This is a genomic window from Candidatus Vagococcus giribetii (assembly GCF_017316185.1).
Taxonomy (GTDB): domain Bacteria; phylum Bacillota; class Bacilli; order Lactobacillales; family Vagococcaceae; genus Vagococcus; species Vagococcus giribetii.
In genome coordinates, this window is sequence record NZ_JAFLVX010000008.1 from 15,069 (window position 1) to 35,810 (window position 20,742).

The 20,742-nt window shown below is 35.6% G+C and carries 20 protein-coding genes; all 20 read left to right on the forward strand.

Annotated features, from left to right (window positions below):
• Positions 1 to 2 precede the first annotated feature (2 nt).
• The 20 genes from mraZ to DOK76_RS02725 all read left to right on the forward strand — a co-directional run bounded on the left by mraZ (position 3) and on the right by DOK76_RS02725 (position 20,658).
• Positions 3 to 434: a division/cell wall cluster transcriptional repressor MraZ gene (mraZ, locus tag DOK76_RS02630; RefSeq protein WP_206964777.1), complete on the forward strand. Its 432-nt coding sequence runs from the start codon at positions 3 to 5 to the stop codon at positions 432 to 434.
• 21 nt (positions 435 to 455) lie between these two features.
• Positions 456 to 1,421, forward strand: coding sequence for a 16S rRNA (cytosine(1402)-N(4))-methyltransferase RsmH (gene rsmH / locus DOK76_RS02635; RefSeq protein ID WP_206964780.1), 966 nt, complete (start codon positions 456 to 458; stop codon positions 1,419 to 1,421).
• Positions 1,422 to 1,423: 2 nt separating this feature from the next.
• Positions 1,424 to 1,810 (forward strand): cell division protein FtsL, encoded by a 387-nt coding sequence (locus tag DOK76_RS02640; protein WP_206964782.1) that lies wholly within the window; start codon positions 1,424 to 1,426, stop codon positions 1,808 to 1,810.
• The gene (locus tag DOK76_RS02645) at positions 1,810 to 3,705 is read left to right on the forward strand and encodes a penicillin-binding transpeptidase domain-containing protein (protein ID WP_206964783.1); all 1,896 of its coding nucleotides are present in this window, start codon (positions 1,810 to 1,812) and stop codon (positions 3,703 to 3,705) included. Before DOK76_RS02640 ends, DOK76_RS02645 begins: the two co-directional genes overlap by 1 nt.
• A 9-nt stretch (positions 3,706 to 3,714) precedes the next feature.
• Entirely contained in the window at positions 3,715 to 4,683 is a 969-nt protein-coding gene (gene mraY, locus DOK76_RS02650; protein ID WP_206964784.1) for a phospho-N-acetylmuramoyl-pentapeptide-transferase, read from the forward strand.
• A 26-nt stretch (positions 4,684 to 4,709) separates the two neighbouring features.
• Positions 4,710 to 6,077 (forward strand): UDP-N-acetylmuramoyl-L-alanine--D-glutamate ligase, encoded by a 1,368-nt coding sequence (gene murD / locus DOK76_RS02655; protein ID WP_206964785.1) that lies wholly within the window; start codon positions 4,710 to 4,712, stop codon positions 6,075 to 6,077.
• A 4-nt stretch (positions 6,078 to 6,081) separates the two neighbouring features.
• Positions 6,082 to 7,176 carry an undecaprenyldiphospho-muramoylpentapeptide beta-N-acetylglucosaminyltransferase gene (gene murG / locus DOK76_RS02660; RefSeq protein WP_206964786.1) on the forward strand — a complete coding sequence of 365 codons (1,095 nt, stop codon included), beginning with the start codon at positions 6,082 to 6,084 and terminating at the stop codon, positions 7,174 to 7,176.
• A 13-nt stretch (positions 7,177 to 7,189) separates the two neighbouring features.
• A complete protein-coding gene (locus tag DOK76_RS02665) occupies positions 7,190 to 8,101 on the forward strand; it encodes a cell division protein FtsQ/DivIB (RefSeq protein ID WP_206964787.1) in 912 nt (303 codons plus the stop codon).
• Between the two features lie 137 nt (positions 8,102 to 8,238).
• Positions 8,239 to 9,570, forward strand: coding sequence for a cell division protein FtsA (gene ftsA, locus DOK76_RS02670; protein WP_206964788.1), 1,332 nt, complete (start codon positions 8,239 to 8,241; stop codon positions 9,568 to 9,570).
• A gap of 21 nt (positions 9,571 to 9,591) precedes the next feature.
• A complete protein-coding gene (gene ftsZ, locus DOK76_RS02675) occupies positions 9,592 to 10,848 on the forward strand; it encodes a cell division protein FtsZ (protein ID WP_206964790.1) in 1,257 nt (418 codons plus the stop codon).
• A gap of 13 nt (positions 10,849 to 10,861) precedes the next feature.
• Positions 10,862 to 11,572, forward strand: coding sequence for a YggS family pyridoxal phosphate-dependent enzyme (locus tag DOK76_RS02680; RefSeq protein ID WP_370590081.1), 711 nt, complete (start codon positions 10,862 to 10,864; stop codon positions 11,570 to 11,572).
• Positions 11,569 to 12,132, forward strand: coding sequence for a cell division protein SepF (locus DOK76_RS02685; protein ID WP_206964792.1), 564 nt, complete (start codon positions 11,569 to 11,571; stop codon positions 12,130 to 12,132). Before DOK76_RS02680 ends, DOK76_RS02685 begins: the two co-directional genes overlap by 4 nt.
• Positions 12,133 to 12,144: 12 nt before the next feature.
• A complete protein-coding gene (locus tag DOK76_RS02690; protein ID WP_206964794.1) occupies positions 12,145 to 12,423 on the forward strand; it encodes a YggT family protein in 279 nt (92 codons plus the stop codon).
• Between the two features lie 27 nt (positions 12,424 to 12,450).
• Complete coding sequence (locus tag DOK76_RS02695; RefSeq protein WP_206964795.1) at positions 12,451 to 13,233, forward strand: YlmH family RNA-binding protein; 783 nt, start codon at positions 12,451 to 12,453, stop codon at positions 13,231 to 13,233.
• Between the two features lie 21 nt (positions 13,234 to 13,254).
• Positions 13,255 to 14,025 (forward strand): DivIVA domain-containing protein, encoded by a 771-nt coding sequence (locus DOK76_RS02700; protein ID WP_206964796.1) that lies wholly within the window; start codon positions 13,255 to 13,257, stop codon positions 14,023 to 14,025.
• A 266-nt stretch (positions 14,026 to 14,291) separates the two neighbouring features.
• On the forward strand, positions 14,292 to 17,078 hold the full coding sequence (ileS, locus tag DOK76_RS02705; RefSeq protein WP_206964797.1) for an isoleucine--tRNA ligase: 2,787 nt from the start codon (positions 14,292 to 14,294) through the stop codon (positions 17,076 to 17,078).
• Between the two features lie 155 nt (positions 17,079 to 17,233).
• Positions 17,234 to 18,415, forward strand: coding sequence for a betaine/proline/choline family ABC transporter ATP-binding protein (locus tag DOK76_RS02710; RefSeq protein ID WP_206964798.1), 1,182 nt, complete (start codon positions 17,234 to 17,236; stop codon positions 18,413 to 18,415).
• A 1-nt stretch (position 18,416) separates the two neighbouring features.
• Positions 18,417 to 19,052: an ABC transporter permease gene (locus DOK76_RS02715; RefSeq protein ID WP_206964799.1), complete on the forward strand. Its 636-nt coding sequence runs from the start codon at positions 18,417 to 18,419 to the stop codon at positions 19,050 to 19,052.
• Positions 19,052 to 19,975, forward strand: coding sequence for an osmoprotectant ABC transporter substrate-binding protein (locus DOK76_RS02720; protein WP_206964800.1), 924 nt, complete (start codon positions 19,052 to 19,054; stop codon positions 19,973 to 19,975). Before DOK76_RS02715 ends, DOK76_RS02720 begins: the two co-directional genes overlap by 1 nt.
• Positions 19,975 to 20,658: an ABC transporter permease gene (locus DOK76_RS02725; RefSeq protein ID WP_206964801.1), complete on the forward strand. Its 684-nt coding sequence runs from the start codon at positions 19,975 to 19,977 to the stop codon at positions 20,656 to 20,658. The genes DOK76_RS02720 and DOK76_RS02725 overlap by 1 nt, the downstream gene beginning before the upstream one ends.
• The last annotated feature ends 84 nt before the right edge of the window (positions 20,659 to 20,742 follow it).

Genomic DNA, 20,742 nt, shown 5'->3' on the forward strand with positions numbered 1-20,742 from the left:
ATATGTTAATGGGTGAATATCAACATAATATTGACTCAAAAGGGCGTCTAATTGTTCCGTCAAAATTGCGAGAAAGCTTAGGAGAAAAGTTTATCGTAACAAGAGGAATGGATGGATGTTTATTTGGTTATCCGATGGAAGAATGGGCAATCTTAGAAGAAAAAATGAAAGATATGCCATTATCAAAAAAAGAAGCTAGAACATTTGTCCGCTTCTTTTATTCTGCTGCTACTGAATGTGAAATAGACAAACAAGGACGTATTAATGTCCCTGGAAATTTAAGAAAATACGCACAATTAGAAAAGCCGTGTATCATTATTGGAGTTTCAAACCGTATTGAGGTTTGGAGCGAGGAACGTTGGAATGAATTCTCTCAAGATGCAGAAGAGAATTTTGATGATATTGCTGAAACGATGATTGATTTTGGTTTTTAAAATAAAAGGTTGGATAAAATTATGTCAGAAACATTTGAACACGTCACAGTTCTACTAAAAGAAACGGTGGACGGATTAAATATTAAACCTAATGGTGTCTATGTTGACTGTACATTAGGAGGAGCTGGTCACAGCCAGTATCTTCTTTCTCAACTTTCTAAAGAAGGTCATCTATACGCGTTTGATCAAGATGAAACGGCAATTAAACATGCTAAAATTCGTTTGAAAGATGAGTTAGAACAAGGAAAAGTAACATTTATTCAAGCTAACTTTAGACATTTACAAGAAAAATTAGCTGAAGAAGGTGTAACGACCATTGATGGGATTCTATATGATTTAGGCGTTTCTTCACCTCAATTAGATGAGGGTGAGCGAGGCTTTAGTTACCATCAAGATGCGACATTAGATATGAGAATGGATCAAAGTGCTTCTCTATCAGCATACGAGGTCATTAATGACTATTCATATGAGCAACTAGTTAAAATTTTCTTCCGCTACGGAGAAGAAAAATTTTCAAAGCAAATTGCTAGATTGATTGAGAAAAAACGAATTGAGAAAAAAATTGAAACAACAGGCGAACTTGTTGAGATTATTAAAGAAGCGATTCCTGCTCCTGCACGACGTAAGGGTGGACATCCAGCTAAAAGAATTTTCCAAGCAGTTCGTATTGAAGTTAATAGTGAACTTGAAGTAATTGGTGAGTCTTTGGAACAAGCGATTGACTTATTAGATGATGAGGGACGCATTAGTGTGATCACCTTCCATTCTCTAGAGGATAAAATCGTTAAAAATATCTTCAAAGAATACAGTCAACCAAAAGATTTACCACCAGGATTACCGATGGTACCAGTTGAGTATCAACCAACTCTTAAATTGGTTAACAGAAAACCGATTTTAGCTTCAACAGAAGAGTTAGAAGATAACAATCGTTCAAGAAGTGCAAAACTAAGAGTTGCTGAAAAAATTATTCCTGAAAGGAGAGCGTAAGGATGGCATTACCAGAAAGAAAAAATCTTGAATTATATGATGCACCACATGCTACGCCTTCAAGTCAGGATGAAAGGTTAAGAGAAACAGTTCCATATCTTGTTCCTCAAAGTAAATTAAAAAAAGTGAGTAAACTAGAAAAAATTGTTTTTTGCGCATTTGTAGCAACGTTCTTATTTTTATCCATTGCCACTATTAAAATGACGACCTCGATTAACCGTGAGGAAGAAGCCATTACATCTGTTCAACAGGACATCAATACCTCAAAGAGTGCCATTGATAAATTAGAACAAGAAAAAAATGAGTTATTAAGATCTGATCGAATAAAAGGAATTGCCGAAAAAGCAAATATTGAGTTGAGAGAAGACAATATAAGGAAAATTAAATAATGAAAAAATTTATGAAAAAGATGAAAAGAAAAATCGATTCAAAAAATTTAACTCCAGCTGGCAATAGAAGAAACGTCGGAATTATTCTATTCTCGACTTCTATTGTCATTTTCCTTCTTTTTGCAGTGAGATTTGTTTATATAATTGGAGTCGGTAAAGTCGGCTCTGAAAGTTTAGATAAGAAAAGACAAGACCTGTATCAAGGAAGTAGCATCATAAAAGCAAAACGTGGAACCATTTATGATCGAAATGGCCAACCAATTGCTGAAGATGCTACTTCCTATTCGTTATATGCTGAATTAGGAAAAGATTACATTGGGTTAAATAATAAAAAATTATACGTTCAAAAGAAAGATCACGAAGAAATTGCTAATATTTTGAACAAGTATGCCGGGATTGACAAAAAGTTAACTCTAGAGCAATTAAATAAAGAAGTTAAAAAGAATGAAAATGGTAAGTACTATGGAAGCACTGAGTTTGGTTCGAAAGGTAAAAACTTATCTTTAGAAACGAAAACAAACATTGAAAAAGCTTTAGACAAAGCTGGCATACCAGGTATTTACTTTACCGAACATCCAGATAGAATGTACCCAAATGGGAAATTCGCTTCTTATCTAATAGGATACGCACAACCAGAAAAAGCAGATGAGGAAGATTCTAAGCTAACTGGTAAAAACGGTATGGGAATTGAAAAAGCTTATGATGACATCTTAAAAGGTGAAGATGGCTACAAATACTATCAAAAAGATAGTAAAGGAAATGAATTGCCAGGTTCAGTCATTGTAGACAAAGAAGCTGTAGATGGAAAAGATATTTACACAACCCTAGATTCAAACTTGCAACTTCGTTTAGAAGAAGTCATGGATGATGTCTATCAAAAATCAACTCCTGAAAACATGACAGCTATGTTGATGAGTGCTAAAACAGGTGAAATATTAGCTGCTTCACAACGACCAACATTTGACCCTCAAACAAAAGAAGGTTTGTATGATGAAAAAGATAAGCCAAAACCTGTTTGGCAGAACTTACTAATTCAAACACCTTATGAGCCAGGCTCAACCATGAAAGTCTTTACGGTTGCAGCAGCATTAGACTCTGGTAATTTAAATGAAAATGAAACTTTCCAATCTGGACATATACAAGTTTATGATACGCCCATAAATGACTGGAAGCCAGAAGGAAAAGGTATGATGACCTACAGACAAGCCTTAGCTTGGTCAAGTAACGTAGGTATGGTCCATCTAGAACAAAAAATGGGACCTGTATGGCAAGAATACTTAAACAAATTTGGTTTTGGTAAAAGCACAGACTCAGGCCTTCCATTTGAAGAAGCAGGTAACATTAGAGATAAGAACCCGGTAGATACAGCAATGTCTGCTTTTGGACAAGCGATTGGGGTAACAAATTTCCAAATGATGCAAGGATTTACAGCGATTGCTAACAATGGAACCATGTTAAAACCACAATACATCAAAAAAATTACTTCTGAAGACGGGAAAGATGAAAAAGTCTATGGTCCAGTTGAGGTTGGTAAACCTATTAAAGAAGAAACAGCAGATAAAGTCTTAGATTACATGAAAGACACAGTAGAAGATCCAAACTACGGGACTGGCTACGGTATTTACGGCATTGATGGTGTTAATGTATCTGCCAAAACAGGGACTGCCCAAATCTTTGACGAAAGCGGACTTGTGACAGGAACGAATGATTACTTGTACTCAGTAGTTCAAATGGCACCAACTGAAGATCCGGAATACATTATGTATGTGACATTGAAACGACCAAAAATTACAGGGGAGTACGGCTCACCTGCAGATTTAATCGCAGAAATTTCAAACGGTATGCTAAAACATGCATTTACTGTTGATATTGCTAATTCAGACGAACAGAAATAGGAGAGTATTATGAATTATACAGAATTGTTTATACCATTATCATTAGGCTTTGCTTTTGTGTTAATGGTTATGCCACTTTTTATTGGTTACTTTAAAATGAAAAAAATGGGACAGGCTATTAGAGAGGAAGGCCCTGAAGCGCATCTAGCTAAATCAGGGACTCCTACTATGGGTGGAGCAGTTTTCCTATTTAGTATTGTATTAACATCTATCATTACAGGTATTTGGAAAAACGAATTGACTGCTTCATTTTGGAGTGTGCTTTTCATTTTAGGCTTGTACGGCTTACTTGGCTTTTTAGATGATTTTATTAAAGTATTTAAAAAGAGAAATCTTGGATTAAATTCCAAACAAAAATTAATTGGCCAAATTATTGGTGGAGTTATTCTTTATGTCATTATGAAATCAGAAGGCATTGATGATTCTTTATTTATTCCATTTATTGGTGAAGTGAACTTAGGTGTCATTTATGGAGCTTTTGCTATTTTTTGGTTAGTTGGTTTTTCAAATGCTGTCAACTTAACGGATGGCATTGATGGACTAGTTTCTGGACTTGGTATGATTTCTTTTGGAACTTATGCGATTATCGCTTGGAATCAAGCACAATATGATATTGTATTGATTTGTATCGCAACAATTGGTGCGTTAATAGGCTTTTTCGTATATAACAAAAAACCTGCAAAAATCTTTATGGGTGATGTAGGTTCTCTAGCTTTAGGTGGTATGCTAGCAGCGATTTCAATCTTGCTTCATCAAGAATGGACATTGCTTCTTATTGGCTTAGTATATGTGTTAGAAACGGCTAGTGTGATTTTACAAGTTGGCTCTTTTAAGTTAACTGGAAAAAGAATTTTTAAAATGTCACCTATTCACCATCATTTTGAATTAAGTGGTTGGAGCGAGTGGAAAATTGATATTGTGTTTTGGATAGTAGGATTGGTTATGTCAGGAATAACATTAGGAATCTTATATTTATAAGAAATAGTTAAGGGGAAGCGATTGGAATGAAAGCAACGACGAAATACGCAAATAAAAAAATACTTGTATTAGGTTTAGCCCGAAGTGGAGTTGCAGCTGCCAAGTTACTTCATCAATTAGGTGCGTTTGTAACCGTTAATGATGGCAAACACATTGATGAAAACCCAGAAGCTCAAGAGCTTTTAGAGATGGGAATGCATGTGGTGACTGGCGGTCATCCAATCGATTTACTTGACGAAGGATTCTCTCTTATTGTTAAAAATCCTGGGATTCCATATACGAATCCTATTCTCGAACATGCAATAAAAAGAAATATTCCAATACTAACAGAAGTAGAAGTCGCGTATCAAGCGACAGAAGCGGAGTTTATTGGTATTACTGGAACAAATGGCAAAACAACAACAACAACAATGATCTATCATTTGTTAAATGCAAGTTCGTCAAATAGAGAAGCTAAATTAGCAGGAAATATAGGTTACCCAACAAGTGATGTGGTCCTAACTGCTGAAAAAGACGATATTTTAGTAACTGAGTTATCAAGTTTCCAATTAATGGGGATTGATGAATTCCGACCTAAAATCGCGTTAATTACCAATTTATTTGAAGCGCATCTTGACTATCATGGTTCAAGAAGTGAATACGTAAAAGCTAAATGGGCATTACAAAAAAATATGACATCAGATGATTTCTTAATTTTAAACGGTAATCAAGTAGAATTAAGAGAATTAGCCAAAACAACTAAAGCAACTGTCTTATTTTTTGCGACTGAAACAACAGAAGAAGTAGATGCTTACCTACTAGATGGGGCGCTTTATTTCAGAAATGAATACATCATGGCAGCTAGTGATTTAGGTGTTCCAGGAAGCCATAACATTGAAAATGCTCTAGCAGCAATTAGTGTGGCTAAATTAACGGGTATATCAAATGACGTTATAAAAGAAAGCTTAAGTCGTTTCTCAGGTGTACCTCACCGAACTGAATTTATTGGCGAGTTTAGTGGTAGAAAAATTTACAATGATTCTAAAGCAACAAATATCTTAGCGACTGAAAAAGCTTTAAGTGGTTTTAACAATGAGGAACTTGTATTAATTGCAGGTGGTTTAGACCGCGGTAATGGCTTTGAAGAACTAGTGCCATTTATTCACAACTTAAAAGGCTTAGTAGCTCTTGGTGAAACGGCAGATAAATTAGTTGAAGCAGCCAAAGAAGCGAATGTCACTCATATCATTAAAACAGAAAACATGAAACAAGCAGTCGAGAAGGCCTGGGAAATCAGTGCTGAAAATGATGCAATCTTATTATCTCCAGCTTGTGCAAGTTGGGATCAATACAAAAACTTTGAACTTCGCGGTGACGATTTTATCAAAGAAATAAAACAAATAGTGAGTAGGTAATAAAATGAAAGTACTTGTATCTGGTGGAGGTACTGGTGGGCACATTTATCCAGCCGTATCCTTAATCAAACACATACAAAAAAAAGACTCTAATGCAGAGTTTCTTTACATTGGAACTAAAAAAGGCTTAGAGAGTAAAATCGTTCCAGATCAAGGGATTCCGTTTAAAACAATTGAAATTCAAGGCTTTAGACGTTCGCTATCTCCTAGTAACTTTAAAACAGTGTATTTATTTTTAAAAAGTATTTCTGAAGCTAAAAAAATAATTAAAGAGTTTCAACCAGATATAGTGATTGGAACAGGTGGTTACGTTTGCGGCTCCGTTGTTTATGCGGCAAGTAAGCTTAAGATACCAACGATTATTCACGAGCAAAATAGTGTGGCTGGAATGACTAATAAATTCTTAGCTCGTTATGTGGATAAAATAGGGATTTGTTTCTCAGATGTAGCCAAAGATTTTCCTGAAAATAAGGTTGTTATGGTAGGAAATCCTCGTGCTCAAGAGGTGGCTGGTATTGAGAAATCAGATGTGTTGAAAGATTACGATTTAAATCCAGAAGTACCAACAGTGTTGATTTTTGGTGGAAGTCGCGGAGCAATGACTATCAATGATGCTGTGGTCTCAAGTCTAGCAACTCTTTATGAGAAAGACTATCAAGTTCTGTATGCTTCTGGGGATATTTATTTTGATGAAGTCAATGACGTCTGTCAAAAAATTAAGTCACAAGCCACTAACGTGAAGGTAGTTCCTTATATCAAAAACATGGAACACGTTTTAAAAAATGTGGATCTAGTTGTTGGTCGAGCAGGAGCAACTTCTTTAGCTGAAATAACGTCATTAGGATTGCCATCTATTTTGATTCCAAGTCCTAATGTAACCAATGACCACCAAACGAAAAATGCTCAAAGTTTAGTGGATCATCAAGCGGCAGTTATGATTAAAGATGCTGAACTTAACCAAGAGACTCTTGTTAAGACAATGGATGAGTTAATGGGCAATCAAGAGAAAAGACAACAGATGGCAATTGCCTCTGAAAAAGAAGGTATACAAGACGCAACAGACCGATTATATAACCTACTAGTGGAGTTAACTTCATAAGGGAGGCGAAAGAATGACTGATACTGATAATAACGAAAAAAAGCCCAAGCAGTTGTTGTTGACAGGTCAAGAACCTGAGGATAACTTAGAGGCAAATCAATCAGAAAAAGAAACAAATGAGACAACAGAAGAAGCTAAAAAAGCATCTAAATTAACATTTAAAATGAACTATCAACAAACAGCTAGAGAAAAAGAGTTATTCAAACGCTTATCCATTATTTTAAGTTTGTTAGCTTTAGCAATATTCATCACCTTATACTTCATTTCACCATTCAGTAAAGTTGGGAAAATCATCGTATCTGGTGTTGAAAAAAGTGATGCAACAGAGATTGTCAATTCATCTCAGTTGAAGGTAGGATCTAGCTTATGGGAGCAATACTTTAATAAAGCAGATTCAACTAAACAAATTGTTAAAAAAAATCCGAGAGTAAAAGAAGCTAAAATTAATTTAAAAAATCTAAACACCTTGCAAATAAAAGTAGCTGAATTTGATACGATTGGATACGTTCAAAAAGGTAAAAAGAAATATGAAGTTTTATCAAATGGTAAGTTTTTACCGCTGACGACTCAAGAAATTAATAAAGATTTGCCTCTTTTAATCAATTTTGAAGAAGGCGAAAACTTAACTGAGTTTATTAATGCTTATGAGCAAATGGACACGAGTATTAAGAATAAAATTGAAAATATTGAATCTTTAGCAACCAAAACAAATCCTTTTAGAATTAAGTTTAAGATGAAAGATGGCAATGAAGTAATTGGTTTATCAACAACCATTGCCGACAAAATGGCTTTTTATGATAAGATTTCTGCTGAAATGAAAGAAAAAGGCGTTATCGATATGGAAGCAGGAACATCAGGGGTATTTTCATATCCTTATAAAACGGAAGAAACAACACAAACAGAAGGAACAAGTCAGCCTGAATAATTGTTTAAAATTTTTTGAAAATATATAACAATTATCGTATTATTCTTTATTTCATAGTCTATTTTATGATAGAATGGTGTGAGATATATGCAATAATAGAGGAAGACTCTGTTAGAAAATAGGAGGGAACACCTTTCATGGCAAAAACAGGAATACATGTGAGTCTTGATATTGGAACAACTTCAGTGAAAGTCGTAGTAGCTGAGTACATAGAAAATCAAATTAATATTATCGGTGTTGGAAACGCAAAATCAAAAGGATTGGACCGTGGTATTGTTATTGATATCGATAAAGCCGTTCAATCAATTCAAAGAGCAATTAAACAAGCAGAAGAAAAATCTGGTGTACAAATTAGAAGCGTTAGCGTAGGAATTCCTGCTAATCTTTTACAAGTTGAAAAATGTGAAGGAATGATTGCTGTTAATTCAGAATCAAAAGAAATCACTTCAACTGATGTGAAAAACGTTGCCTCAGCAGCCGTTGTTCGCTCAACACCACCTGAAAGACAAGTCATCACTTTAATTCCTCAAGAATTTAAAGTCGACGGTTTTGAAGGCATTAAAGATCCAAGAGGCATGATTGGTGTCCGCTTAGATATGAAAGGTCTATTATTTACAGGACCTAAAACAATTGTTCACAACATTCGTAAATGTGTAGAAAAAGCTGGTTTATCAATTGATGAAATGGTAATTACACCATTAGCTTTAGCAGAGTCAATTCTTTCAGATGGAGAAAAAGACTTTGGTACAACTATCATTGACTTAGGTGGTGGACAAACAACAACTTCTGTTATGTACGAAAGAGAATTAAAATTCTCTCACGTAGAACAAGAAGGTGGCGAGTTTGTCACAAAAGATATTTCAGTGGTGTTAAATACTTCTTTAACAAATGCTGAAGCATTAAAAATTAACTATGGTTATGCTTATCCAGAAAGAACATCTTCAAACGAAGAGTTCCCAGTGGATGTGATTGGTAAAAATGAACCTGTTAAGATTGATGAACGTTATTTATCTGAAATCATCGAAGCACGTGTTGAACAAATTTTTACTAAATCTAAAGCTGTCTTAGACAGTATAGATGCATTAAACTTACCTGGTGGAGTGATCCTAACAGGTGGAGCAGCAAGTTTACCAGGTATTGTGGAACTTGCAGCTGATGTATTTGGTACAAATGTTAAACTATACGTGCCAAACCACATGGGATTACGTAACCCAGTCTTTGCTAATGGCATTGCGATTGTCGAATACGTGGCACAACTTGATGAAGTTTATCACATAACTAAATTAGCTATTTATGACAACAAGAAAAAAGCGGTTAAACCAAACAGAGAAGTTCAAATGGAACAACCAAAACCAGAAGTAAGACAAGTTCAACCACAAGAACCAATTACAGAGGTTGAAATCGAAGAAACAGACAAAGAAGGCATTGGTAGCAAGTTCAAAGGTTTCTTGTCTAACATATTCGACTAATATCCTAGGAGGAAACAAATAATGGAATTTTCTTTAGATAATGCATTAAATACTGGTGCAGTTATTAAAGTCATCGGTGTCGGTGGCGCTGGTGGTAATGCAGTAAATCGTATGATCGATGAAGGCGTTAAAGGAGTAGAGTTCATCGTAGCTAATACAGATGTTCAAGCTCTACAACATTCAAAAGCCGAAACAGTAATTCAATTAGGACCTAAATTCACTAAAGGTCTAGGAGCAGGTTCTTTACCAGATGTTGGTGAAAAAGCTGCTGCTGAAAGTGAAGAGCAAATTGCAGAAGCATTGCAAGGAGCTGATTTAGTATTCATCACTTCAGGAATGGGTGGTGGTACTGGTACTGGTGCAGCCCCTGTCGTAGCAGGAATTGCTAAAGCTCAAGGAGCTTTAACAGTAGGTGTTGTAACACGTCCATTTAGTTTTGAAGGACCAAAACGTAGCCGCTTTGCTGCTGAAGGTATTGCAGAATTAAAAGAAAATGTTGATACATTAGTTATCATTTCAAACAACCGCTTATTAGAAATCGTTGACAAGAAAACACCTATGTTAGAAGCATTTAGAGAAGCAGATAACGTGTTACGTCAAGGCGTACAAGGTATCTCTGATTTAATCACTTCACCAGGTTATGTCAACTTAGACTTTGCCGATGTGAAAACAGTTATGGAAGACCAAGGAACAGCTCTTATGGGAATTGGTGTTGCTAGTGGTGAAGACCGCGTTATTGAAGCAACAAGAAAAGCAATCGCTTCTCCATTATTAGAAACATCAATTGAAGGAGCTGAACAAGTTCTTTTAAACATTACTGGTGGTTTAGATATGACATTATTCGAAGCTCAAGATGCTTCTGAAATCGTAGCTAACGCAACAGGTAGCGATGTAAACATTATTTTAGGAACATCAGTAAACGAACAATTAGGAGACGAAATTGTTGTTACTGTTATTGCTACAGGAATCGACCCTGGAAAAAGAGAGCGTCCAATGGCACAAAGAAGTAACATGACGACTCAAGGAATGGTAAAACGTCAAACACGTCCAGTTCCAGAAGTAAAGCAAACAGAAGCTGATAGCCAAGCACAAGGTGCTGGAGCTTTTGGTGATTGGGATATTCGTCGTGAACCTACGACACGTAATGTACCAGATGAAACTCAATTTGAATCAATTGAAAAGAGAGACTTTGATACATTTAGTAACACAGAATCAGATTTCAATTCAGATGATGATGATGAATTAAGTACACCACCATTCTTTAGAAGAAAAAAATAAGAGGTGAGTTTTAGTGCTTGAAGAAAGCCTGAACCGAAACATTCAACAAATAGAAAAAACTATTCAAGCCGCGCTAAAAATAAGTCATAGAGATAAAAACTCTGTGACTTTAGTGTGTGTCAGTAAATCAGTGGATCTTGAAACAACCCAACAAGTGGTTGACTTAGGTATTCATCAACTTGCTGAAAATCGAGTAGAAAAACTATTGCATAAAAAAAGTGAACTAGTTTCTAATGAACCTCTAGTTTGGCATTTCATTGGTAACTTACAGCGAAGAAAAGTAAAGGAGATAATCAATGAAATTGATTATTTTCACGCTTTAGACACGTTAAAGTTAGCAGGAGAGATTAACAAGCGAGCAGAAAAAGACATTTCTTGTTTTATTCAAGTTAATGTGTCAGGAGAATCTTCTAAACAAGGTATTCGTCCTGAAGAACTAGATGGATTTATTGAGGCACTTCAAGAATTTTCAAAAGTAAAAGTCGTAGGATTGATGACAATGGCTCCTTTTGATAGCTCTAATGAAGAGTTGAGAAACATTTTTAGAACACTTAATCAGTTGAAACAATCAATCGAAATGAAACAACTGTCTTACGCTCCTTGCCATGAATTAAGTATGGGTATGAGTGGAGATTTTGAGATTGCGATTGAGGAGGGTTCGACTTTTGTACGAGTTGGCTCAAGTTTTTTTGATAAAGAGGAGAAAGAGGTGGAAGAACGATGAATTTATTTAAGAAGAAAACAAATTGGTCTAATTTTTTTGGATTAGATGATTCCCATGAAGATGAATTTTCTAGAGATATGCCTATGGTTGACGAAGAAGTATTTGAACAAGAAGAACCGACGTACTCTAACGAGGCATCCTTTGAGAATGAAGTAACTGAAGAAAAGAACCCGAGTGTTTCTGATTTATCTTCTTCTAATCAATACAAAAATAAAAAAGTGGTTGAGATGAATGCGTATCAGTCAATGAATGATAAACATCAACAACCTGAAAATCGTCGAGTGCATCGAAAAATAACAGTTTTTGAACCTCGAGCGTATGCTGATTGTAAGGCTATTGCCCAAGCATTATTTAGAAAAGAAATAGTTATTATTACTTTTTCAGCAATGGAAGAACAACAAGCACGTCGAGTAGTAGACTTTGTAACAGGCACTATTTTTGCAGTAGATGGTGACATTCAAAGAATAGGTGAAGAAATTTTTATTTGTACACCTGCTAATGTTGAACTTGATTCGTCTGTTGCTCAGAGTTTAATTTCAACTCACTTAACAAATTATTAAGGACGTGTAGAAATGCTCATAATTCAATTATTGAACCTGTTTCTATGGCTAATTAATGTGTATTCATTTGTTTTAGTGGCATATGCATTAATGTCATGGTTTCCAGGAGCCTATGACACTAAATTAGGACAGTTAGTTATTAAAATTTGCCGTCCCTATTTAAGTTTCTTTGACCGTTTTAACTTAAGCTTTGGTCCCATTGATTTTACAATTATCGTAGCAATCTTGGTACTTAACTTTGCAAGTAAAGGTTTGGTCATGTTTATCTCAAGAATCGTGTTTGGCTTTTAATAACAGAAAAGAAAGGATGTGAGTTTTTTGCTAAGTAATGTGTACCAGCATTTCCGCAAGGACGAACATCCTTTTATTGATTCAATAACGGGATGGTTTGAACAAGTGGATAACCAATATGCTCCCTATGTAACGGATTTTTTAAATCCAAGGGAAGCCTATATTCTTGAAACATTAATTGGTAAAAAAAGTGATATAACCTATAAAACTTATGGTGGTTTTGAAACAGCCGAGAGAAAGTGTGCTATTATTTATCCTAGCTATTTTGAGCCAAGTCAAGAGGATTTTGACGTTGCTTTGTATGAAATTAAATACCCTTTAAAATTTGGGTCATTGACTCATGGAAAAATATTAGGGACTTTAATGAGTACGGGTATCAAGCGTGAGTTTATTGGTGATATTATTACAGATGGAACAAGATGGCAAGTGTTTATTAAGGAATCCATGGCAAATTATGTTGTCTCTCAAGTTGATAAAATCGGCTCCTTTGGGGTTCGTTTTGAAAGGCTTGCTTATACGGACGTGTTGACACCAATTGATGAATGGGTGTTAGAGAGTTTAACAATCAGTTCCCTTAGAATTGATAATATCATTTCATCAGTATATAATGTATCTAGACAACGAGCTAAGCAAGTTGTAGAAGCAAAAAGGGTAAAAGTGAATTGGGTTGAAAATGAACGGGTAGATTATCTAGCAGACTATCTAGATATTATCTCTGTTCGAGGACTTGGTAGGATCCAAATTATGGAGCAACAAGGAAAAACAAAAAAAGACAAAGTTCGCTTAAACATACGTGTATTAAGAAAGTAACTTACTTATGAGGTGAAAAGCATGGCAATAAAACCAATTGATATTACAAACAAAAGCTTTAATGCAAAATTTAAAGGATACAACAAAGATGAAGTAGATGATTTCTTAGATCAAATCGCTTTAGAAGTTGAGAAATTAACGACTGAAAACAGAGATTTAGAAAAACAAGCTAAACAAGCAGAAGAAAAATTAAGCTACTTTAATGAATTAAAAGATTCATTAAATCAATCAATCATAGTGGCTCAAGATACTGCTGATAAATTAAAAGAAAATGCAACAAAAGAAAGTGATTTAGCGATTCAACAAGCTCAAGCACAATCTGAAGACATTTTAGCTCATGCTAACAAAATGAGTGAAGAGTTAATCACAGGGTCAACTAACAAAGCCAATGAAATTTTAATGGAAGCAAGCGAACGTGCTCGTCAATTAGCTGTAGAAACAGATGATTTGAAGAAGAAAACACGTGTTTTCCACAGAAACTTATCAGTTCTGTTAGAATCACAATTACAAATTGTGAAAAGTGAAGAGTGGGATGAATTATTAAAACCATTTGGTGCTTATGTTGACAGTAGTCACCAAGCATTTAAAGAAGTATTAGACGCTGTTGAAGCTGCTAATACAAATGATCCAACACCAGTTGCTATTCAAGTGCAACCAGACTTTGCTGCTGAAGAAGAAAAACCAGAGATTGTGATTCCTGAAGTACAAGAAACATCAGAAAATGATCAAACAAAAGATTTCGGTAAAAAGCCAGCTCGTCCAGAGCGTGCTAACCGTAGTCGCGTAAAATAACAAATGAAACAGTAAAAGCTTATTTTATTCTACCAGTGAGTTGGGACAATAGTGGAAACCCAATAAGACCCTAAAGTAAGAAAGATCCTTCATTTAATGAGTTACTGAATTAAGTAAGTAACTTCGGTTAAAGACCGTTATCATGAGAGAGTATGTCTATATCTTTATCTGGTGTAGACTGAAAATTTGGGTGGTAACACGAAGACTTCGTCCCTTTTAATAGGGAGGAGTCTTTTTTTGTTGCTAAAAAAGAGAGGAAAAAGAAAATGAAAACAAAAGAAACACTACATTTAGGTAAAACAGGTTTTCCAATGCGTGGAAACTTACCAAACAGAGAAGTTGAATGGCAAAAAAATTGGGAAGAGCAAGATATTTATGGACGTCGCCAAGCGTTAAATGAAGGTAAACCAACTTTCATCTTACATGATGGACCTCCATATGCGAATGGTAACATTCATTTAGGTCACGCTTTAAATAAAATCAGTAAAGATATTATTGTTCGTTCTAAATCAATGTCAGGTTTTAGAGCGCCTTATATTCCTGGTTGGGATACTCATGGGTTACCAATTGAACAAGTTTTAACAAACAAAGGCATCAAACGTAAAGAAATGTCTCGTGCTGAGTACTTAAAAAAATGTGAAGAGTATGCTTTAACACAAGTAGATAAGCAAAGAGAAGACTTTAAACGTTTAGGAATTGCTGGTGAGTGGGATAACCCATATGTGACGTTAACACCTGATTACGAAGCAGCTCAAATCCGTGTGTTTGGTAAAATGGCTGAAAAAGGCTATATCTATAAAGGATTAAAACCAATTTACTGGTCACCTTCAAGTGAGTCATCATTAGCTGAGGCAGAGATTGAATACAAAGATGTTAAATCAGCTTCTATCTATGTTGCTTTTAAAGTGAAAGATGGCAAAGAGTTCTTAACAGATGATGTTAACTTTGTGATTTGGACAACAACTCCTTGGACATTACCAGCTAACTTAGGGATTTCTGTTAACCCTGATTTTGATTATGTGATTTGTTTAGTAGATGGCAATAAATATGTTGTGGCTAAAGAATTACTTGAGACAGTATCTAATGCCATTGGTTGGGAACAACCAGAAGTGATTCAAGAATTTAAAGGTGAAGTCCTTGAAGGTATGACAGCACAACATCCATTCTACGACAGAGAATCTAAATTACTATTAGGTGATCACGTAACTCTTGAAGCAGGGACAGGTTTAGTTCATACAGCTCCAGGACATGGGGAAGATGACTACATTGTTGGTCGTAAATATGGTTTAGATGTTATTTCACCTGTGGATAACAAAGGGGTATTCACGAGTGAAGCACCAGGATTTGAAGGAGTCTTCTATGACAAAGCTAATCCAATGGTAACAGAATTACTTGAAGAAAAAGGAGCACTACTTAAATTAGACTTTTTTACACATAGTTATCCACATGACTGGAGAACTAAAAAACCAGTTATTTACCGTGCAACTGCTCAATGGTTTGCCTCTATTGATAAATTTAGAGATAACATTTTAACAGAAATCGAAAAAGTAGATTGGATTATTCCTTGGGGTAAAACACGTCTATATAACATGGTTCGTGACCGTGGGGATTGGGTTATTTCACGTCAACGTGCGTGGGGTGTGCCGTTACCAATTTTCTACGCTGAAAATGAAGAACCTATTATTACACCAGAAACGATTGAACATATTGCTAATCTTTTTGCAGAACATGGTTCAAGAATTTGGTTTGAACGTGAAGCTAAAGACTTATTACCAGAAGGCTTTACTCATCCAGGTAGCCCAAATGGTGAGTTTACTAAAGAAAATGACATTATGGACGTTTGGTTTGATTCAGGTTCATCTCATGAAGCTGTTTTACGTGGCCGTGATAACTTAAGTTTCCCAGCTGATATGTATTTAGAAGGGTCTGACCAATACCGTGGTTGGTTCAACTCAAGTATTACAACAAGTGTGGCTATTAATGGCGTTTCTCCGTATAAATCAGTTATTTCTCAAGGATTTACTTTAGACCCTCAAGGTAGAAAACAAAGTAAATCATTAGGAAATACCATTGAACCAGGTAAAGTAACGAATCAATTAGGTGCCGATATTTTACGTCTGTGGGTAGCTAGTGTGGATTATGAATCTGACGTTCGTGTGGATATGAACACACTTAACTCAATTGCTGAAGTTTATCGTAAAATCCGTAACACAATGCGTTTCTTATTAGCTAACACATCTGATTTTGATGCGAAAAAAGATGCTATTGCCTATGAAGATTTACGTTCTGTAGATAAATTTATGATGATTCGTTTGAATCAAGAAATCAAAACAATGAGAGAAAAAGGTTATGAAAGTTATTCATTCTCAACAGTTTACAAACACTTAGTAAACTTCTGTAACAATGAATTATCAGCGTTCTACTTAGATTTTGCCAAAGACGTTGTGTACATTGAATCAGAAAACAACTACGATCGTCGTGCTATGCAAACTGTTTTCTATGAAGTATTAGTTGCCTTAACTAAATTAATGACACCAATTTTACCTCATACAGCTGAAGAAATTTGGGAATACTTACAAGAAGAAGAAGACTTCGTTCAATTAGCTGAGTTACCTGGATTTACTGAATACCCTGATCAAGAGAATATTTTAGAGTTATGGAATAACTTCATGCCGTTAAGAGATAATGTCTTAAAAGCATTAGAAGAAGCTCGTAACGAAAAATTAATTGGTAAATCATTTGAAGCTAAAATCACGCTATATCCTAATGAAGCAACTAAAGTTCTTTTAGAGGCTCTTAACACAAACTTAGAGCAAGTCTTAATTGTTTCTGGTTTAGAAGTAGCGTCAGTTAATACCGATGTGCCTGAAAAAGCTTTAGGCTTTGAGTCAATGTCAGTATTAGTTGAAAAAGCAATTGGAGAAACATGTCAAAGATGTCGTGCCGTTAAAGAAGATGTTGGTAGTCATGAAAAATTACCAAACCTTTGTCATCGTTGTGCGTCAATCGTTGAAGAGCATTTCCCAGAAGCTGTTGCAGAAGGATTAGAATAAGAGAGATTTCAAAAAACAAGACTGACATATCAATTGTTCAGTCTTGTTTTTTTGTGGAAAAAGCCACTGTTTTCTGAGAAAATTTGCAAAAGTTATGAAAATGGTGCATGATTAATAGATAGTCTTTTTTTAAAAAGACAGAAGGAGATGTTAATATGATCGAATTTCAACATGTTACTAAAACTTACAAGGGTAACAAGAAAGCTGTATCAGACATCTCATTATCTTTTGGTGATAGTGAGTTTATTTGTTTTATTGGTACAAGTGGCAGTGGGAAAACAACTGCAATGCGGATGATTAACCGAATGATTGAACCATCATCAGGCAATATTTTAATCAATGGGAAAAATATCAGAGATATTAATCCTGTGGAACTTAGAAGAAGTGTGGGCTATGTGATCCAAAATATTGGGTTACTTCCTCATATGACGATTAGGGACAATATTACGTTGGTTCCTAAGTTACTAAAATGGCCAGAATCAGAACGAAAAGAAATTGCAGAGAAGATGATTCGCTTAGTTGAGTTACCTGTGGAAATGTTAGACCGTTATCCACATGAGCTTTCTGGAGGCCAACAACAACGAATTGGTGTGGTAAGAGCACTAGCAGCAGATCAAGACATTGTATTAATGGATGAGCCTTTTGGAGCCCTTGATCCGATTACTCGAGATGCCTTACAAGACTTTGTTAAAGAGCTTCAAGAAAAAATGGGTAAAACCATTGTGTTTGTAACACATGATATGGACGAGGCTTTAAAATTAGCAACAAAAATTGTGGTAATGAGTTACGGTAAAGTTGTTCAATGTGATACACCAGAGAATATCTTAAGACATCCAGCTAATGACTTTGTTCGTGAGCTGATTGGAGAAGAGCGCTTGATTCATTCGCAACAGGATTATGTCACTGTAGGTGAAGTAACTTCTCTTCAGGCCATTTCGATTACGCCAGATAAATCTCTATCAGAAGCGATTCGTTTAATGCGTGAGAAACGAGTAGATACCTTACTGGTTGTGGATCATCATAATGTCTTACGAGGATTTATTGATGTTGAGATGATTAATGATCAACGAGGGAAAACAACAATTGTTGGGGACATTACCAATCAAGATGTTTTCTTTATTAGAAAGAAAGCTTTACTGCGAGACGCCATTCAAAAAATCTTAAAACGTGGACTTAAGTATGTACCAGTTGTCGATGAAGATAAAAAGTTAGTCGGCATTATTACGCGTTCGTCACTAGTTGATATGGTGTATGAAACAATTTGGGGAGAAGAAGATGGCTTGAGTTTACCTGTGACAGAAGACGTGGCACAAGCTGAGGAACAGGAGGTACAGTAAGATGGAATCATTTTTACAAGAGTATGGAAACGACTTAGTGATTAAGACCATTGAACATTTGTACATTTCAGCGATTTCCTTAGGTTTAGGAATTTTAGTGGCAGTTCCTTTAGGCATCTTGTTAACAAGAACCAAACGATTAGCAAGTTTTGTCATTGGCTTGACGAGTATTTTACAAACCATTCCGTCATTGGCATTACTGACCATGTTTATTCCTCTTTTTGGAGTGGGAAAAACAACGGCTATTGTGGCATTGTTTATCTATTCCTTACTGCCGATTTTAAGAAATACTTATTTAGGTGTAATGAATGTGGATCGTACTTTAGTAGATGCGGCAAAAGGAATGGGGATGACGAACTTTCAACAAATAAAATTAGTTGAGTTGCCTTTAGCTATGCCAACCATTATGCGAGGTATTCGTTTAGGAGCTGTGTATGTGATTGCTTGGGCAACGCTAGCTTCTTATATCGGTGGTGGTGGTCTAGGTGATTTGATTTTTGGTGGACTAAACCTCTACAAACCAGCATTAATCATTGGGGGAACAATACCTGTGATTATTCTGGCGTTACTAAGTGACTTTTTACTTGGTTTATTAGAGAAGAAATTAACGCCTAGCCAGAAAGGGGAGACAGTCTAATGAAGAAAAAACTAGTTATTTTGAGTCTAGGGATTGTCCTCCTATTGAGTGCTTGTAGTTTACCAGGATTAGGTAATTCGAAAAAAAGTGATGACCGAATTGCAATTGGTTCCATGGCGACAAGTGAAAACCAAATTTTAGCTAATCTAGTTAAACAGATGATTGAGCATTACACTGATGAAGAAGTTGTGATGATTAATAATTTAGGAACTAGTACAGTAGCACATAATGCTATGGTCAATGGTGATATTAATATTTCAGCTGGTCGTTACACTGGGACTGACTTAAGTGGCACACTTAATCTACCACCAGAAAAAGACCCAGAAAAAGCGTTTGAAATTGTTAGTTCTGAGTTTAAAAAACAGTTCAATCAAGTTTGGCTACCTTCTTATGGTTTTGCTAATACTTATTCATTTATGGTGTCAAAAGAGACAGCTGAAACCTATAACTTGAAAAAAATCAGTGATTTGAAAGACGTTGCAGGGGAGTTAACAGCTGGTGTGGATACTTCTTGGATGAACCGAGATGGCGATGGGTACAAAGCTTTTTCAGATACCTATAACATTGATTTTAAGAAAGTATACCCAATGCAGATTGGTTTAGTCTATGATGCTGTGGCTGCTGGAAAAATGGATGTGGTATTAGGTTATTCTACAGATGGTCGAATCGCTAGTTATGATTTGGTGATTTTAGAAGATGATCTCCATTTCTTTCCACCTTATGATGCCAGTATTGTGGTAAGCGAGGCTTTATTAGAGCAGAAACCAGAGTTACAACCTATTTTAGAGAAACTCTCAGGTCAGATTGATACAGAAACCATGCAGCAACTAAACTATGAAGCAGATAATAATTTGTTAGAGCCTGAGAATGTTGCTAGACAGTTCTTAAGAGAAAACAACTTTTTTGAGGAGGAGGGAGAATAATGGAGAATTTAAGTGTCTTTGAACAGTTTATTTATTATTTACAACATAACAGTGGTTACGTCTTAACACAGTTCATTCGTCATTTTCTCATCTCAGCATATGGTGTGATATTTGCGGCTATTGTGGGGATTCCAGTAGGTATTTATATCTCAAGACGTAGGAAGTTGGCTAGCTGGGTGATTGGGATAGCTAATGTGATTCAAACGATCCCTTCCTTAGCCATGGTGTCTATTTTGATGTTAGGATTAGGGCTAGGGGTAAACACAGTGATTGTGACAGTCTTTTTATACTCTTTACTGCCTATTATTTCAAATACTTATACAGGCATGCAGCAAGTTGATAGTGATATTTTAGATGCTGGAAAAGGAATGGGTATGACTAAATTTCAAATCCTCTATTTAATTGAATTACCGTTATCAATTTCTGTGATTATGGCTGGGTTGAGAAATGCTTTAGTTGTAGCAATCGGAATTACGGCGATAGGCTCTTTTGTTGGGGCAGGTGGTTTAGGTGATATCATTATTAGAGGAACCAATGCCACTGATGGTACGGCGATTATTTTAGTAGGAGCTTTACCAACAGCGCTTATGGCTATTATGACAGATTGGTTATTAGGATTAGTAGAGAAAAAATTAGATCCTAGTTCAAAAGTTGGGTCTAAAAAAGTAAGCAATCAAAATTAGCTACGAAGTGGTGAACTTTTTATCCTTTTAGTAGTAAAGAAAAGAGGCTGACAATTTTGTCAGCCTCAGATTGAAGACAAACTA

Coding starts and splice junctions, on each gene's coding strand:
- DOK76_RS02715 (WP_206964799.1), top strand. CDS start 18,417: ATGGAATCATTTTTACAAGAGTATGGAAACGACTTAGTGATTAAGACC.
- DOK76_RS02700 (WP_206964796.1), top strand. CDS start 13,255: ATGGCAATAAAACCAATTGATATTACAAACAAAAGCTTTAATGCAAAA.
- DOK76_RS02725 (WP_206964801.1), top strand. CDS start 19,975: ATGGAGAATTTAAGTGTCTTTGAACAGTTTATTTATTATTTACAACAT.
- DOK76_RS02685 (WP_206964792.1), top strand. CDS start 11,569: ATGAATTTATTTAAGAAGAAAACAAATTGGTCTAATTTTTTTGGATTA.
- DOK76_RS02690 (WP_206964794.1), top strand. CDS start 12,145: ATGCTCATAATTCAATTATTGAACCTGTTTCTATGGCTAATTAATGTG.
- DOK76_RS02720 (WP_206964800.1), top strand. CDS start 19,052: ATGAAGAAAAAACTAGTTATTTTGAGTCTAGGGATTGTCCTCCTATTG.
- murD (WP_206964785.1), top strand. CDS start 4,710: ATGAAAGCAACGACGAAATACGCAAATAAAAAAATACTTGTATTAGGT.
- DOK76_RS02710 (WP_206964798.1), top strand. CDS start 17,234: ATGATCGAATTTCAACATGTTACTAAAACTTACAAGGGTAACAAGAAA.
- mraZ (WP_206964777.1), top strand. CDS start 3: ATGTTAATGGGTGAATATCAACATAATATTGACTCAAAAGGGCGTCTA.
- DOK76_RS02645 (WP_206964783.1), top strand. CDS start 1,810: ATGAAAAAATTTATGAAAAAGATGAAAAGAAAAATCGATTCAAAAAAT.
- DOK76_RS02640 (WP_206964782.1), top strand. CDS start 1,424: ATGGCATTACCAGAAAGAAAAAATCTTGAATTATATGATGCACCACAT.
- ftsA (WP_206964788.1), top strand. CDS start 8,239: ATGGCAAAAACAGGAATACATGTGAGTCTTGATATTGGAACAACTTCA.
- murG (WP_206964786.1), top strand. CDS start 6,082: ATGAAAGTACTTGTATCTGGTGGAGGTACTGGTGGGCACATTTATCCA.
- ileS (WP_206964797.1), top strand. CDS start 14,292: ATGAAAACAAAAGAAACACTACATTTAGGTAAAACAGGTTTTCCAATG.
- mraY (WP_206964784.1), top strand. CDS start 3,715: ATGAATTATACAGAATTGTTTATACCATTATCATTAGGCTTTGCTTTT.
- DOK76_RS02665 (WP_206964787.1), top strand. CDS start 7,190: ATGACTGATACTGATAATAACGAAAAAAAGCCCAAGCAGTTGTTGTTG.
- rsmH (WP_206964780.1), top strand. CDS start 456: ATGTCAGAAACATTTGAACACGTCACAGTTCTACTAAAAGAAACGGTG.
- ftsZ (WP_206964790.1), top strand. CDS start 9,592: ATGGAATTTTCTTTAGATAATGCATTAAATACTGGTGCAGTTATTAAA.